This window comes from Pantoea sp. CCBC3-3-1 (assembly GCF_007981265.1).
Taxonomy (GTDB): Bacteria; Pseudomonadota; Gammaproteobacteria; order Enterobacterales; family Enterobacteriaceae; genus Erwinia.
Map to the genome: position 1 here is coordinate 3,058,939 of NZ_CP034363.1, position 14,175 is coordinate 3,073,113.

A 14,175-nucleotide genomic window follows, 5' to 3' on the forward strand; every position below is an offset into this window, starting at 1 on the left:
TGAAGTGGGATGCTCAGAATAATTAAAGCGAATTTAATCAGTAAAATGCTAAGTGTCTGTGTGTGAGCAGCCCACACTATGCATTTTTATAGATTAGATTACTGATTTAATTATTAGGAAATGACGATATGTTTAATTAAGAATGCGCTAACTCATCTCTTCAACCTCGCCCTGTGAGCAGCTCACAAGGGCATACTGAGAGGCCAGCGTGACTGATTTTTTATCTCTAAGTGATAAGGCATACCATACGATTCGCCGCGATGTATTGACCTGCCGCTTGCTGCCGGGATCGCTGGTGACTGAATCTGAATTAATGGAGCGTTATCACACCGGTAAGAGCACGATTCGTCTGGCGTTGACCCGACTAAGCCATGAAAAACTTGTCGTTTCCCGACCGCGCAAGGGCTATCGCATTGCACCGGTTTCTGTGCAAGACGTAGAAGAGATCTTCACGGTGCGCGCCGCGCTCGAACCGCTTGCAGCACGCCTTGCTGTGGGGAAAGTGGATATTGAGTTGCTTAAATCGCTGGAAGCGCAGTGCCGCGTTGAAGTGGCTGCTCCGCTCTCTACGCGCATCGATGTTTTTATGAATGCTAATAAACGCTTTCACCTCACCATCGCGGAAGCAACGGGCAATCAACACCTGATTAATACCTTGTCAGGGCTGATGGATGAAATGTCGCGCCTGGTGGCACTGGGATTTAATGTTCAGCGAATTAAACCCGAAATTAAACATGACCATAATGCCATGATTGAGGCGTTTATAGAGGGTGATGCAAAACGCGTTGAAACTATTGCACGCCGACATATTGAGACTTTCCAGGCGATGACGCTGGAAAAAATATATGCCACCCTGAGCAAAAAAGGCACCTTATTACCTGTGTTGCCGCGGGAGATATTTGAATGAGCGCGGCCATAGAGTTAAAGGATGTCAGTAAATCCTTCGCCCACCAGCCTGTTCTGGAAAAAATTTCATTAAGCATTCAAAATGCAGAGATTGTCGCTCTGCTTGGTGCCTCTGGAGGTGGAAAAAGCACGTTGCTCAATCTCATTTCCGGTCTGCTTGATGCCGATGGTGGCGACATTCTTATTCAGGGAACAGCAGCGAAGCATTTTCAGCAATGGCAACAGGTAGCCTACTTGTTTCAGGAGGACAGACTGCTACCCTGGCGCTCAGTCCAACAAAACGTGCATTTTGGCCTGGAAAATAGCGCACTGAGCAAATCTGAGAAGCAGCAACGCGTCAGTGATGCTTTAAAGCTGGTGGGACTCGCAGATTATGCCCAGCACTGGCCTCATCAATTGTCTGGCGGCATGCGCAGCCGTGTTGCGCTGGCGCGCAGCCTGGTGGTGCAGCCGCAAATCATGCTGATGGATGAGCCTTTTTCACGTCTTGATCCTCAAACGCGCAGTACGCTACACAACGAACTCTTACGCATCCAGGCGCTAACGGCAATGACCATTATTATCGTGACGCATGATGTTGAAGAAGCCGTTGTATTAGCCGATCGGGTCGTTGTGCTGAAGCCGCACCCAGGTCGTATTCACTCGCAAACGGCATTGTCCTTACCGCGACCGCGCATTGCCACTCTCCCTGACGTCAATGAACAGATTCGTTTGCTCAGGCTGGAGGTGTGAAATGACATTACTTTCACGCACGCTCAGTCTGCTCATCCAACGTCTGGTCCTGATGGGTATTTTTCTGCTGGCATGGTGGCAAGGTTCGCAGCACCTGCCGACGTTTATTTTACCCAGCCCTGGTGCGACCTGGCAGGCTCTGCTTGGGTTGTGGCATACCGGCACCTTATTTCATGACATTGGCGTAACGCTGGGGCGTGTGGTGTCAGGTTTTGCGCTGGCCGCACTTATCGGCACGCTTTGCGGCTTGGTGCTCGGTGCCAATCCGCGTGTCGCACGATTCTGTGAACCGCTGCTGGCAGTCCTCAATACGGTCTCTTCAGCCATCTGGGCCATTTTTGCCATCATCTGGTTTGGCATATCAGACGCCACCACGGTGTTCGTGGTGTTTATGACAGCGATGCCGCTGATTTTAACCAACGTCTGGCAGGGCGCGCTGAATGTGGAAACCCAGTTTGTGGAGCTGGCACGCAGTTTCCGCATGAGCCGCAGACAACTGCTGTCAAAAATTTATTTTCCTTCAATTTTGCCCTACTTCTTCTCCGGTGCGCGTCTGGCGTTTGGTTTCGGCTGGCGCGTGTCTCTGGTGGCTGAAACGCTCGGTTCATCGGATGGGATCGGTTACCGCCTGCGCCAGGCCGGCGACCTGGTGCAAACCAGCCAGGTTTTCGCCTGGACACTACTACTCGTCGCACTGATGTTGTTGCTGGAAGGTGGTCTGTTGAAGCCACTGGAGCGACACCTTTTCCGCTGGAAAAAACGTATATAACTCATTCTTTTCATCAGGGGTATGTCATGAAAAAGCTGCTTGTCTTGTTCACGCTGCTGGCCACGCTGTTGCCGCAGCTTAGCTTTGCCAACACAAAAATTCGTATCGGATACTGGACCTCGGGCGTCAGCCTCGGTTACGGCGCAGTGCTTGAAAACCAGGCGTTTCTTAAGAAGCGCGGGATCGATGCAGAGTTCGTGCATTTCCCGGATGTAAACGCACCGTTAAAGGCATTAGCTTCGGGATCGATTGATTTAGCATTCGGCGCACCGGTTGCTGGCGTATTTAGCATGGCTTCAGAAGGTGTGCCGGTCAAAATCATTGCCGCTACCCAGCCCGCCGACGTGGCCTTTGTTGTGCCGCAAGGTTCGCCCATTACCTCGCTAGCTCAGTTGAAAGGTAAAAAAATAGGCATGTCTCCGGCAGGCTCATCGGTGGCGGTAATTGGCACCACTCTGTTACAAGAAAATGCCGGCATCACGGCCAATGACTTTGCCTTGATTGGTGGCAACGAGTCCCGCCTCGCGCAGTTCTTGTCGCAAAAACAAATTGATGCCGCAGCCCTGCGTACGCTGACCGTTCAGCAACTTCCAGAGCTGAAATTGCGCGTCATCGCGACCTATGCCGACGAATGGAAAAAGCTTACCCATAGCGATGCGCTGCCGTATATCGGCGTCGGCACCGCACGCAGCGAGCTGATCGCACAGCACCCTGAAGCCGTTGCCCAGGTTATTGCCGCCTTGCGTGACACGCTGGCGTGGGGCCGCACCCATCCCGACCAGGTCCTGAAAATTCTTCAGACTCAAGCAAATCTGCCGGAAGACCAGGCCCGTGCCTATGTCGGCCTGTGGGATCGCATGAACCAGATGTCATTTGAAACAGCCGACATTGACACGCTGAAGCGTGAGCATGCGGTACTGCTCAGTAGCGGCGCAGTCAAAGGTGCATTGAACAATCAGCTGTTTGATAACCGCCCTTACCTTCAATCCAAAACCCTGAACTAAACCGGAGTACAACTCATGAAAGCGCTGGTATTAAACCAACACGGCGACCTTGACCAATTGCAGATTGATCCTGACAAGCCCCAGCCACTTGTCCAGGCGGGCCACGTGGTGGTGCAGGTTCACTCTTCCTCTTTCAACTATCACGATGTGTTCACCGTTCAGGGCATGCCGGGCATCAAGATTCCGTTGCCGGTTGTGCCAGGGCTGGATTTAGCCGGCACCATCGCCAGCGTGGGTGAGGATGTCGCTGACTGGGCCATCGGCGATCGCGTGTTGGTGAATCCACTGAAACCCGGCGTCGGTTTGATGGGCGAGATGATTGATGGCGGCATGGCCGAGTATGCGCTGGTTGAGGCCAGCCAGCTGATAGCCATCCCTGAAAAGGTGAGCTTCGAACATGCGGCGGCCCTGCCCGTGGCCTATGGCACGGCGCACCGTATGCTAATAACCCACAATACCGTGAAAGCGGGTGACAAGGTGCTGATCTTAGGCGCCAGCGGCGGTGTTGGCACGGCCTGTGTGGTGCTGGCGAAACACCTTGGTGCGGAAGTGATTGCCTGTGCGGGCAGTGATGAAAAAGCCACAGCGCTGAAAGCTTTAGGTGCCGACCATGTGGTGAATTATCGCGAGCAGGACTTCTCGCGCTGGGCGATCGAAAAATATGGAAAACCGCAGCGCCGCACGCATGAAGGGGGCGTTGATGTGGTGATTAACTTTACCGGTGGAGAAACCTGGCGCCCCTCGCTGAAGTGCCTGAAACGCGGCGGTACGCTACTGGTATGTGGTGCAACTGCGGGTTACGACCCAAAAGAAGATTTACGTTATGTCTGGAGTTTTGAGCTGAATATCAAAGGCTCAAACAGTTTCTATAAGGAAGATTTAACCGCGCTGCTGCACATGGTTGCCAACGGCCAGATTACACCATTAATCGATCGCGTTTTACCTCTTGAACAAGCCGCTGAAGGGTTACGTTTGATTCGCGACCGTGAAGTGCTCGGCAAAGTCATTGTTAATCCCTCATCAGGAGCTCAGTCATGAATGCACATGAAGTCGAACAAAAACTGCTGCAAGGCCCCTATCATCAATGGCTGGGATTGAAAGTATTCAACGTAGCGGAAGGGGAAATTACGCTACAGGTTCCGTTTCGCGCTGAGTTTGTGGTCAATCCTGCGGGTGGCTACATTCATGGTGGAATTCTGGCGACGCTGATTGACCTTGCAGCTGACTGGGCGTTGGTTGCCTGGACACAAAAAGGCGTGCCAACGCTGAATCTGCACGTGGATTACCATCGCCCTGCACGCGGTGATCTTACGGTAAGCGCCAAAGTCATCAAACACGGCAAACTCGCCTCCAGTGCGGAAGCCTGGATCCATGATGCGGAAGGTCGACTGGTCGCAAGCGGACGGGGTCTTTATGCCACGCCGGTCACACAGGGGGTAGCATGATCCTGCCATTGGATCATTTGGTGATTAATAGCCATTTTGCGCTGGATGACAGCGCAAAGCTGTTTGCAGACCTGGGCTTCCACTTAACCCCGCGCGGATATCACAGCCTGGGGTCGATTAATCATCTGATCATGTTTGAGCATCATTTCTGGAGCTGATTGGTCTGCCAGATCAGCGCGACCCCTTGCGACGCGAACTCCTGGAGAGCCCGGTCGGTATTGATGGGTTAGTGTTTGCCACGACAGATGCCGCCCAAACTGAAAATACGCTACGTCAGTCAGGATTCGCCGTACAACCGGTACAACACATCTCACGAGAGGTCGTCAGCGCTCAGGCCAGTGGCGAAGCACGCTTCAGCACGATGCGCCTGCAAGCCGGTAGCTTTAGCGCAGGTCGTGTTTACTTTTGTCAGCACCATACCCCTGAGTGGGTCTGGCGTGACGAATGGCTTCAGCCGGGCAGAATAAAGTCGCTGATTGTGGTCGCAAAAGAGGTTGTCGCCACCGCACAGCAATACGCGCGTCTTGGGCAAACCGATCTTTTACACGTCATCAGTCCAGCGGAATGGCACCAAGAATACGGTGTGCTGCTGCCGTTGGCGACTGAACGTGAAAGCTGGTTTGCTGCCATACAGATTTCGGGGCGAGACCTGACACTGGTATCACAAGTGGCAGCAGCGATTGGCCTTCCGCATGAGCAGCGTACAGGACAACTTCGTGTTGCGATTCCGGCTCTGCAAATGGTGCTGGAGTTTACCGATGACTAACAAGACATTTTTAGACTGGCCAGAAAACCTCGGCGTGTTTCACGCCAGCCTGCGTGAAAGCGATCGGATCGCGTTTCTGATGCCGCAGGATGAGCGACAAAATACCATCACATTCCGCACGTTAAATACCCGTGCAGATGCCATCGGACTTGGCTTGCAACAGTACGGGTGGCCAGCAGGGAGCCGCGTTGCGCTTCTGGCACGTAACTCGATTGAGTATATTGCTTGCCTGCTGGGCATCATGCGCGCGGGTTTGGTGGCGGTACCGATTAATTTTCGTTTTCCGGTTAGCACGATTGAACGCATTCTCACTGACAGCGGCAGCGAACTGCTGCTGGGTGACAGCGATCAACTTGCACGCGTCAGTACGGATTTGCCACAGGTAGCTTTTGGCAGCGCGCTGACTACGCTGGAACGTAACGGTGAATTCACCGCCTGGCTTCCCAAGGCCGATGATCTGGCTTTAATGCTCTATACCTCGGGTTCTACCGGCATGCCGAAAGGCGTTCGTTTAACCCACGCCAGTCACCGTTGGGTAGTACAAACCCGGTTGACCGCGCAGGAACTGACGGGCGAGAAAGTGCTGATTGCGGCGCCCTTCTATCATATGAATGCCCTTGCGCTGGCGTTATTAACGCTCGCCAGCCATGTCACCACCGTCCTGCTGCCGCAATTTGAAGCCCGAGCCTATTTACAAGCGGTTGATCGCTACCGATGCAGTTGGCTGACGGCCGTCCCCCCCATGCTGGCGATGATGTTGCAGGAAAAAGCATTGTTAGCCTCAGTCGATCTCTCCTGCGTAAGGGTGATTCGCATGGGTTCAGCACCCGTCAGCGATAGCCTCTACAAGGCACTGCGTCAGTGGTTACCACAAGCGCGCATTATCAATGCGTATGGCACCACCGAGGCTGGACCGGTGGTCTTCAGTTCGCATCCTGATGGTTTGCCAACACCGCCGGGATCACCGGGTTATCCTCATCCCGCCATTAGCGTGAGACTGCAGAGCAGAAAGGATAAACCCGCACAAGAAGGCGTATTAGAGATGAAAAGCCCAGCGCTGATGCTGGGATATCATCAACGGCCTGATGTCTCCCCTCCTTTTACATCTGACGGTTGGTACATCACAGGGGATGTTTTCCGCCGTGATGAGCAGGGGTTTTACTGGTTTGTCGGTCGCCATGATGACATGTTTGTCAGTGGTGGCGAAAACATCTGGCCTGGTGAGGTGGAAAAGTTGCTCGAAAGCCATCCGCAGGTACAACAAGCCTGTGTCGTACCGGTGACAGATGATATCAAAGGGCAAAAACCGGTTGCGTGGGTCATTCCACGCGCGGGTGAGCAACTGGATCCCCAAGCGCTTAAAGCATGGGCTTTAGCGCATGGACCCGCCTATCAGCATCCGCGTCATATCTGGCTGACCGACGGTTTCCCCCTTGCCGGAACCAATAAAGTGGACCGACGGGCATTGCAACTCACCGCTGAAGAGCGTGTGCAACAGAGGAAAGAGCATGGCGTTTAACTGGGAAAACCTTTATCTGACCGCACGTACGCCTGTTTTTGCGCGCAACGTGGTTTCGACTTCGCATCCGCTGGCTGCCCAGGCAGGCAACCGAGTCCTGCTGGAGGGCGGTAATGCGGTAGATGCTGCTATCGCGACAGCAGCTACCTTAACCATCGTCGAGCCTGTATCTAATGGATTGGGCAGCGATGCCTTTGCGCTTGTCTGGGCAGATGGGCAATTGCACGGTCTCAACGCGTCCGGCCCTGCCCCTGCCGCGTGGGATCTCAACTATTTCCGTCAACGTTATGGTGACAATGCCAGCGGACACGCAAATAGACCCGAACGCGGTTGGGACTCCGTTACTGTACCGGGAGCCATCGCCGGCTGGGATGCACTGCATCGCCGATTTGGCAAATTGCCCTTCTCCCGTTTAATGCAGAGCGCATTAGAGATCGCCGAGCGTGGCGTCACGGTCGCACCCATGGTGGCCAAGAAATGGCGGGCAGCCGTCCCGATTCTGGCGGAGCAGCCAGGTTTTGCAGACGCTTTTATGCCAAATGGCCGTGCGCCCCAAGTAGGGGAAGCGTTTCGTTTTTCTGCGGCGGCAAAAACGTTGGGCATTCTTGCTGACCAAGGCGCACGAGCCTTCTATGAGGGAGAATTAGCCGAAAAAATTGTGAAGTGGGCACAAAAAACCGGCGGCAACCTGACATTAGAAGATTTACGTCGCTATCAGCCAGAATGGGTAACACCGGTCAGCCAGTCTTATCGTGGCTATGAGGTGCATGAAATCCCACCCAATGGACAGGGTATTGCCGCACTGATTGCGCTGGGCATTTTGGAAAACTTTGACCTTGCCAGCCTGCCGCTGGACAGCGTTGATAGCCAGCACTTACAAATCGAGGCCATGAAGCTGGCCTTTGCAGATGTCTACCGTTATGTGGCTGACCCAACATCAATGGAAGTCACGCCCGAGCAGATGCTGGATCCCACCTATCTTAAACAGAGGGCTGCCCAGATTGATATTTCTCGCGCCAGCTTACCCGTGGCGGGGATCCCGCGCAGCGGTGGTACCGTTTATCTGACCACCACAGATGAGAGCGGCATGATGGTGTCCTTTATTCAGTCTAACTATATGGGCTTTGGTTCAGGCGTGGTGGTGCCGGAATATGGCATCAGCTTACAAAACCGGGGGGCAGGTTTTTCTAGCGATCCTAAATCAGCCAATGTGCTAGCGCCGGGTAAACGCCCTTTCCATACCATCATTCCGGCGTTCCTCACGCAAAATGGTCAGCCACAGATGAGTTTCGGCGTAATGGGCGGGGATATGCAGCCACAGGGGCATGTGCAAACGGTGGTTCGCATGCTGGATTATCAGCAACAACCGCAAGCTGCCTGCGATGCTCCACGCTGGAAAGTGAATCGCGATTTCACACTGGACCTGGAAAACCGTTTTGACACTGATGTGACACAGCAACTAAAGGATCGCGGACATCAGTTGAAATCCATTTACGATCCCTACATGGATTTCGGTGCCGGGCAGTTTATCTGGCGACTTTCAGAGAGTCCTGACCACGGCTATGTCGCGGCCAGCGACAGCCGACGTGATGGGCAAGCGCTAGGATTTTAAGATCAGCGCGGCACACATTTTGGCCTGCAGTACCCAGCTTTCAGAACGGTTCACTGCAGACCCAAATGGCCGCGTAAAGTGTCGTGTTCATAGGCTTCCCTGAAAATTCCTCTTTCCTGTAAAAGTGGAATAACGTGATTAAAAAAGGCCTCTGCCGCCCCGGGCCAGGGTGGCATGATCACAAATCCATCCACTGCACGCTGCTGGTACCAAAGCGCCATGCGCTCTGCGAGGCTTTCAGCCGTGCCTGCCACAATAAAGCCACTTCTCGCTATCCATTTCGTGAACTGACGCAGCGTCATGCCCTGCTCTCTTGCGTGATCCAGCATCGGAGCAAAACGTTCACGCCGACTTAGATGGGGGAGAATATCCGGCATGGCTTCATCCAGTGAGTGTTGTGACCAGTCATAATCCATGGTGTTTGAAAGGTGCGTCAGCGTCGCCAGGGGATGATGCAACTGACTGAGTTCAGCCAGTAACTCGTCTGCTTCCTTTTGTGTCGCCCCGATAATCGGCTGCAACCCCGGCAATACTTTTAGGCTATTGGCGGAGCGTCCATACTGCACAACTTTGGCTTTGATTGCTGCGTAGTAGGCTTGCGCTGCAGCAAGACTGGGCTTTTCCGAAGCAAAAATGGCGTCCGCGCGCTGGGCCGCCAGCTCGGTAAAGGCCCCTGACCCACCAGCCTGAATCGTTACCGGGCGGCCCTGTGGAGCGCGCGAGAGGTTTAACGGTCCTTGCACGTTGAACCATTTGTTGCTGATGTCAGCGTAATGAATTTTACGGGCATCGGCATAAATTCCCTTTTCTCGATCGCCCACTATGGCACCATCCTCCCAGCTGTCCCATAAGCGGAACACCGCTTCAATAAAGGAATCGGCCTTATGGTAGCGTTGATCATGGCTCAGCAACGGCACCCCAAAGTTCCTGGCTTCACCTCCGCTGGTTGAAGTCACCACATTCCACCCTGCTCGGCCTTGAGAGAGATGGTCAAGCGTCGCCAGCGTGCGTGCCGCCGCAAACGGGCTAGCGAAGGAACTTGAGATCGTTCCCGCGAGGCCGATCTTTTCCGTGACCGCACTCAATGCAGAGAGCACCGAAAAAGGATCGGGCCGTTCGGTGACACGGTGGGTGACGGCTTCGGCAAAATGATTGCCATAGATATCATCGACCGACAATTTATCGGCCATAAACACCAGATCAAACTTTGCCTGCTCGGCTTGCATCGCCAACGCTTTGAGCTGTTTGAAATCAGCGGGATGCGGTACAGGTTGAGATGAGGGCATACGCCAACCCGCATAATGGCAACCGGTGGTTTCGAGAAACAAGGCGAGGTGTAAAGAGGACATGATTAATTCTGCCCTCCTGCTGGCGCGTGACTGAGGTCCTGATCAAACCATTTTTCCGAAATGGATTTTAGCGTACCGTCATTACGCAATTGGTCGAGCGCAGCATCCACTTTTTTCCGTAACTTGTCTCCTTGCGCATCTTTGCGGAACGGCAATGCCACCTGACGCACGCCAAAAGGCTCGCCTACGACTTTAAGTGGCAGTCTTTTTTGTTTGATTTGTCCCAGCAGGATGACCTGGCCTGAAATAAATGCATCGGCTTTACCTTGCGCGACCGCATTCACCACCACGTCCCTGCCTTCATAGGTCACCAGATTGATTTTATGCTCAGGATCTGACTCCTTTAATACGTTGGCGTAGTTAGAACCCAGTTCCGCTGCCACGGTTTTACCGTTCAAATCGCTCAGGCCATGCACCCAGTTATTGTTTTTACTGACTGCAAGCTGTGCCGCTGAATAGTAATAAGGTGTGGAAAAATTATAGGCTTTACGACGTTCTGGTGTGTCGGCGAAGTTACCCACGGTATCCACTTTTCCGGTCTGGAGAGAGCCCAGCACACCGACCCAATCTGAAGTAACCCACTCAACTTTGAGTCCCGCTTTCTTCGCGACCGCATTCAGCACATCGACGCTGAAGCCCTTAAGCTCACCGCCTTCCTTAAAGTAGTGTGGGTAACCATCTGGTGTCGCACCCACACGCAATACATCCTGAGCATCGCTCGTCTGCTTACTTTGATCGCATGCGCTCAACAACACTGCTGCACACAGGCACATCACCAATCCGCCTAACTTCATACCGACTCCTGAATTATTGTTGATAGGGTTTGCCCAGATGGGTTTCCAGTTGCCGCTGCAGTAATGAGAGCAGGAAGGTCACTCCCCAATAGACCAATGCAACAGCGGTATAAGCTTCGAAGAATTTAAGCGAGGCAGTGGCTTCAAGTTTTCCTGCCGACAGCAACTCGGTGACACCGAGTGTAAAAGCCAGTGAGGAGTTTTTAATCAGCCCGATATACATGTTGCCTGTTGCCGGGATCGCATTGCGACAAATTTGCGGAAACAAAATGCGCCAGCAAGCAACGGGTAGGCTTAAGCCGCTAGCCAGTGCAGCTTCAATTTGCCCGCGGTCCACTGAATCAATCCCCGCGCGGAATATCTCAGCCAAATATGCAGCAGTGTTAAAACTCAATCCGGCGATAACCGCGTAAACGGGCCCAACGGAATTCAATACTGGAAATAGTTGTGGCAAACCAAAATAGATAATCAGTAATTGAACCAGTACTGGAGTGCCTCTGAAAAAGGAAATATACAGCCGAGCGACACCACGCAGTAGCTTTCCGCCACGCAGCATGAGTGCGAGTAGCAAACCCAGTAAGGTGGCTACAATGATTGAAGCTCCCGAGATCAGCAAAGTGATTGGCAGATAGCCCAGAATGGCGGGAATCAATTTGAACATATAGATCAGGTCAAAATTCATGGTCTAGTTTCCTGACTTATATTTCGTAGTCGTTTACAAAGGCGTCAATTCGGCTTCCCACATCACCTTGAATGATCTCATCGGGTGCACCCTGAGCGATGATTCTGCCTTGCTCCATAAAAAAGAGCCGATCTGAAATTTCTCGGGCAAAATTCATTTCATGAGTCACGATAGCCAGGGTGATATTCTGCGTCGCAATTTCGGCAATCAGTTTTAATATGCCGCGGCGCATTTCAGGATCGAGTGAGGAAGTGGGCTCATCCATCAGAATGACTTCAGGTTCCAGACTGAGCGCACGTGCAATTCCCACCCGCTGCTGTTGCCCTCCCGATAACATCGCCGGATATGATGACGCTTTATCATGCAGCCCGACACGATGGAGATATTCCAGGGCTTTTTCATCCGCTTCCTTGCGACCTAGTTTTTTAGCGAAACGCAGGACCTCAGTAATATTTTCCTGTGCGGTTTTATTTCGAAAAAGATTGTAATGCTGGAATACCATTGAGTTTTTACTGCGCAGCGTATTGATCTGTTTTCGCTGGACATGCTGTGCATCTATAGATGCGTTACCGATTGAAATCTTCCCCGAATCGGGCAGGACCAGAAGATTCAACGTACGTAAAAGCGTGGACTTTCCCGAACCTGACGGGCCAATGATGGAAACCACCTCTCGTGGTTGCACATCGAAACTGATATTGTCGAGTGCCTGGAAGCCGCGAAACGATTTACTTATCCCTGAGACATTTATCATTGATTTATCGGCATACATTAAGAGTCAGCAGCCGATTATCAACAGGTCATTAAATCAGACAAAATGCTTAATAGTGCGAAGCATATGTTTTAATTTGCTAACGCATATTAAGTTAACGAGAATTTACTCGCTTTCATTCGCCGCAATGATAATCGTTCGAAAGAGTGTATTAGCCCCTTTCTCTGACCATTCTGGCAAAATAGCTTCTGCCTCGTTGTGGCTAATCCCTTTTACACAAGGAATAAAAATAATAGCCGTGGGTGCTACATGTTGAATATAACAAGCATCATGGCCGGCCCCGGAGACCATATTGCTATGACTGAACCCCAAATGTTCCACCGCCTTTTCAATGCGAGCCACACAACACTGATCAAACTTAATCGGTGCATAATCAAAAATTTTCTCAACGTGAACTGTCAGATGACGATGGGATAATGTGTTCAGTGCATCATGCAAACCTGATTCCATGACTTCCAGACTCTTTGATTCAGGATGACGAAACTCAACGGTGAAGAAAACTTCACCCGGTACAACGTTACGGGAATTAGGCACCACCCGAGACATGCCAATTGTACCCCGACCATCCTTGCCGCTTTGTTGTGCAATCTTCTCGACAGCCAGCACAATTTCCGCAAAACCGCACATCGCATCCTGACGTAAATCCATTGGTGTGGTGCCCGCATGCGCGGCAAAACCCTGAAGGGTGACTTCAAACCATCGCTGCCCCATGGCGGCATGAACAATACCAATATCCGTGCGAGTTTTTTCGAGGATCGGGCCTTGTTCAATATGCAATTCATAGCAGGCATGAAGGTCAATTGGTTGTACTTTGTGACGACCTTGATAGCCGATCGTTTCCAACGCCTCAGCAACGGAGATACCCGCACTATCCAGGCGGCTCAGTGCAAAGGCCTTAGAGAAGACACCGGCCCAAACTCCCGAGGCCAACATGGCTGGCGCAAATCGCGCGCCCTCTTCATTGGTCCAGTTAACCAGCAGAATATCGCGCTCGGTTTGGATTTCGTGATCATTGAGGGTGCGCAACACCTCCAACCCGGCCAGTACGCCATAGACACCATCATAATTGCCTCCCTGCGGTTGTGAATCAGCATGAGAGCAGATCATGACGGGCGCCAGCCCGGCATTTTTACCGGGGCGTCTGATGAACATGCTACCCAACTCATCAATCTCGCAGGAAAAACCCGCTTCAGCGGCCCAGCGCTTCAGGGTATCTCGCCCCTGACGGTCTTCTTCACTTAGCGTAAGACGCGTCACACCGCCAGCAGGGGTCGCACCAAAAGTGGCAAAGGTTTCGAGGGATTGCCACAGTCGTTGCGCGTTGATACGGGCTGTGATACTCATGATTTTACCCGATAGCGAAAGTCACAACGCGGCGCACCAGACATCACTGTGGTGGTGCGCGTTAGCTCAACTTCAGGTGCATAACCGACAATAAACTTGTCATCCCGCGCACAAGAAAGGAGATGCCCAATCTCGCCTAAGCCCATCTCGTGATACATCTCGGCATAGCGACAGCGGGTGACGTCATAGTTATAGCGTTGCCCGTCGTCATCGAGCACTTTAACGTCTAATGCATTGTCTTTTTCCCAGAGATATTGCAGATTGACGAAACTTCGCAGATCTGCCTTTTTGGGCTCTTTTTTGGCAAACTCTTGCCCCGCCTGGATAGCCGCGCTTTCAATGGCTTCTCCAATCAGCGCTTGCGCCTGAGCCTTCCCGAGCTCTCGCACCAGGACGTCATAAATCGGTTTGATAATTTCGGCTTCAATCTTACGCCGGGCAAGAATGCCCAGCTCTTCGTTTTGATGACAACTCATTATGTTCT

Annotated in this window: 14 protein-coding genes and 1 pseudogene; 9 read left to right on the forward strand and 6 right to left on the reverse strand. The window is 52.4% G+C overall.

What is annotated here, in order from left to right; all coding sequences use genetic code 11:
• Nucleotides 1-208 precede the first annotated feature (208 nt).
• The 9 genes and pseudogenes from EHV07_RS14445 to ggt all read left to right on the forward strand — a co-directional run bounded on the left by EHV07_RS14445 (nucleotide 209) and on the right by ggt (nucleotide 8,753).
• On the forward strand, nucleotides 209-907 hold the full coding sequence (locus EHV07_RS14445; RefSeq protein ID WP_147198709.1) for a GntR family transcriptional regulator: 699 nt from the start codon (nucleotides 209-211) through the stop codon (nucleotides 905-907).
• Entirely contained in the window at nucleotides 904-1,638 is a 735-nt protein-coding gene (locus EHV07_RS14450; protein ID WP_147198710.1) for an ABC transporter ATP-binding protein, read from the forward strand. Before EHV07_RS14445 ends, EHV07_RS14450 begins: the two co-directional genes overlap by 4 nt.
• Before the next feature lies 1 nt (nucleotide 1,639).
• Nucleotides 1,640-2,407 carry an ABC transporter permease gene (locus EHV07_RS14455; protein WP_217363413.1) on the forward strand — a complete coding sequence of 256 codons (768 nt, stop codon included), beginning with the start codon at nucleotides 1,640-1,642 and terminating at the stop codon, nucleotides 2,405-2,407.
• 26 nt (nucleotides 2,408-2,433) lie between these two features.
• Nucleotides 2,434-3,411, forward strand: coding sequence for an ABC transporter substrate-binding protein (locus tag EHV07_RS14460; RefSeq protein WP_147198712.1), 978 nt, complete (start codon nucleotides 2,434-2,436; stop codon nucleotides 3,409-3,411).
• Nucleotides 3,412-3,426: 15 nt separating this feature from the next.
• Entirely contained in the window at nucleotides 3,427-4,449 is a 1,023-nt protein-coding gene (locus EHV07_RS14465) for a zinc-binding dehydrogenase (RefSeq protein ID WP_147198713.1), read from the forward strand.
• Nucleotides 4,446-4,856: a PaaI family thioesterase gene (locus tag EHV07_RS14470; RefSeq protein WP_097096891.1), complete on the forward strand. Its 411-nt coding sequence runs from the start codon at nucleotides 4,446-4,448 to the stop codon at nucleotides 4,854-4,856. Before EHV07_RS14465 ends, EHV07_RS14470 begins: the two co-directional genes overlap by 4 nt.
• Nucleotides 4,853-5,622: pseudogene (locus EHV07_RS14475) on the forward strand (VOC family protein). The gene EHV07_RS14470 and the pseudogene EHV07_RS14475 overlap by 4 nt, the downstream one beginning before the upstream one ends.
• Nucleotides 5,615-7,141 (forward strand): class I adenylate-forming enzyme family protein, encoded by a 1,527-nt coding sequence (locus tag EHV07_RS14480; RefSeq protein ID WP_147198714.1) that lies wholly within the window; start codon nucleotides 5,615-5,617, stop codon nucleotides 7,139-7,141. The pseudogene EHV07_RS14475 and the gene EHV07_RS14480 overlap by 8 nt, the downstream one beginning before the upstream one ends.
• Nucleotides 7,131-8,753, forward strand: coding sequence for a gamma-glutamyltransferase (gene ggt / locus EHV07_RS14485; RefSeq protein ID WP_147198715.1), 1,623 nt, complete (start codon nucleotides 7,131-7,133; stop codon nucleotides 8,751-8,753). Before EHV07_RS14480 ends, ggt begins: the two co-directional genes overlap by 11 nt.
• A gap of 50 nt (nucleotides 8,754-8,803) precedes the next feature.
• On the opposite strand, the gene EHV07_RS14490 is transcribed toward ggt, so the two are convergent.
• From EHV07_RS14490 to EHV07_RS14515, 6 genes are all read right to left on the reverse strand, one after another.
• Nucleotides 8,804-10,102 carry an NtaA/DmoA family FMN-dependent monooxygenase gene (locus EHV07_RS14490; RefSeq protein WP_147198716.1) on the reverse strand — a complete coding sequence of 433 codons (1,299 nt, stop codon included), beginning with the start codon at nucleotides 10,100-10,102 and terminating at the stop codon, nucleotides 8,804-8,806.
• A gap of 2 nt (nucleotides 10,103-10,104) precedes the next feature.
• Entirely contained in the window at nucleotides 10,105-10,896 is a 792-nt protein-coding gene (locus EHV07_RS14495; protein WP_147198717.1) for an amino acid ABC transporter substrate-binding protein, read from the reverse strand.
• Nucleotides 10,897-10,909: 13 nt separating this feature from the next.
• Nucleotides 10,910-11,578 (reverse strand): amino acid ABC transporter permease, encoded by a 669-nt coding sequence (locus EHV07_RS14500; RefSeq protein ID WP_097096885.1) that lies wholly within the window; start codon nucleotides 11,576-11,578, stop codon nucleotides 10,910-10,912.
• Between the two features lie 16 nt (nucleotides 11,579-11,594).
• On the reverse strand, nucleotides 11,595-12,329 hold the full coding sequence (locus EHV07_RS14505; protein ID WP_147200638.1) for an amino acid ABC transporter ATP-binding protein: 735 nt from the start codon (nucleotides 12,327-12,329) through the stop codon (nucleotides 11,595-11,597).
• A 123-nt stretch (nucleotides 12,330-12,452) separates the two neighbouring features.
• Nucleotides 12,453-13,691, reverse strand: coding sequence for a Zn-dependent hydrolase (locus EHV07_RS14510; RefSeq protein ID WP_147198718.1), 1,239 nt, complete (start codon nucleotides 13,689-13,691; stop codon nucleotides 12,453-12,455).
• Entirely contained in the window at nucleotides 13,688-14,167 is a 480-nt protein-coding gene (locus EHV07_RS14515; RefSeq protein WP_147198719.1) for an L-2-amino-thiazoline-4-carboxylic acid hydrolase, read from the reverse strand. The genes EHV07_RS14510 and EHV07_RS14515 overlap by 4 nt, the downstream gene beginning before the upstream one ends.
• Nucleotides 14,168-14,175: the final 8 nt, after the last annotated feature.

Coding starts and splice junctions, on each gene's coding strand:
- ggt (WP_147198715.1), top strand. CDS start 7,131: ATGGCGTTTAACTGGGAAAACCTTTATCTGACCGCACGTACGCCTGTT.
- EHV07_RS14505 (WP_147200638.1), bottom strand. CDS start 12,329: ATGATAAATGTCTCAGGGATAAGTAAATCGTTTCGCGGCTTCCAGGCA.
- EHV07_RS14465 (WP_147198713.1), top strand. CDS start 3,427: ATGAAAGCGCTGGTATTAAACCAACACGGCGACCTTGACCAATTGCAG.
- EHV07_RS14515 (WP_147198719.1), bottom strand. CDS start 14,167: ATGAGTTGTCATCAAAACGAAGAGCTGGGCATTCTTGCCCGGCGTAAG.
- EHV07_RS14450 (WP_147198710.1), top strand. CDS start 904: ATGAGCGCGGCCATAGAGTTAAAGGATGTCAGTAAATCCTTCGCCCAC.
- EHV07_RS14490 (WP_147198716.1), bottom strand. CDS start 10,102: ATGTCCTCTTTACACCTCGCCTTGTTTCTCGAAACCACCGGTTGCCAT.
- EHV07_RS14460 (WP_147198712.1), top strand. CDS start 2,434: ATGAAAAAGCTGCTTGTCTTGTTCACGCTGCTGGCCACGCTGTTGCCG.
- EHV07_RS14480 (WP_147198714.1), top strand. CDS start 5,615: ATGACTAACAAGACATTTTTAGACTGGCCAGAAAACCTCGGCGTGTTT.
- EHV07_RS14455 (WP_217363413.1), top strand. CDS start 1,640: ATGACATTACTTTCACGCACGCTCAGTCTGCTCATCCAACGTCTGGTC.
- EHV07_RS14510 (WP_147198718.1), bottom strand. CDS start 13,691: ATGAGTATCACAGCCCGTATCAACGCGCAACGACTGTGGCAATCCCTC.
- EHV07_RS14495 (WP_147198717.1), bottom strand. CDS start 10,896: ATGAAGTTAGGCGGATTGGTGATGTGCCTGTGTGCAGCAGTGTTGTTG.
- EHV07_RS14470 (WP_097096891.1), top strand. CDS start 4,446: ATGAATGCACATGAAGTCGAACAAAAACTGCTGCAAGGCCCCTATCAT.
- EHV07_RS14500 (WP_097096885.1), bottom strand. CDS start 11,578: ATGAATTTTGACCTGATCTATATGTTCAAATTGATTCCCGCCATTCTG.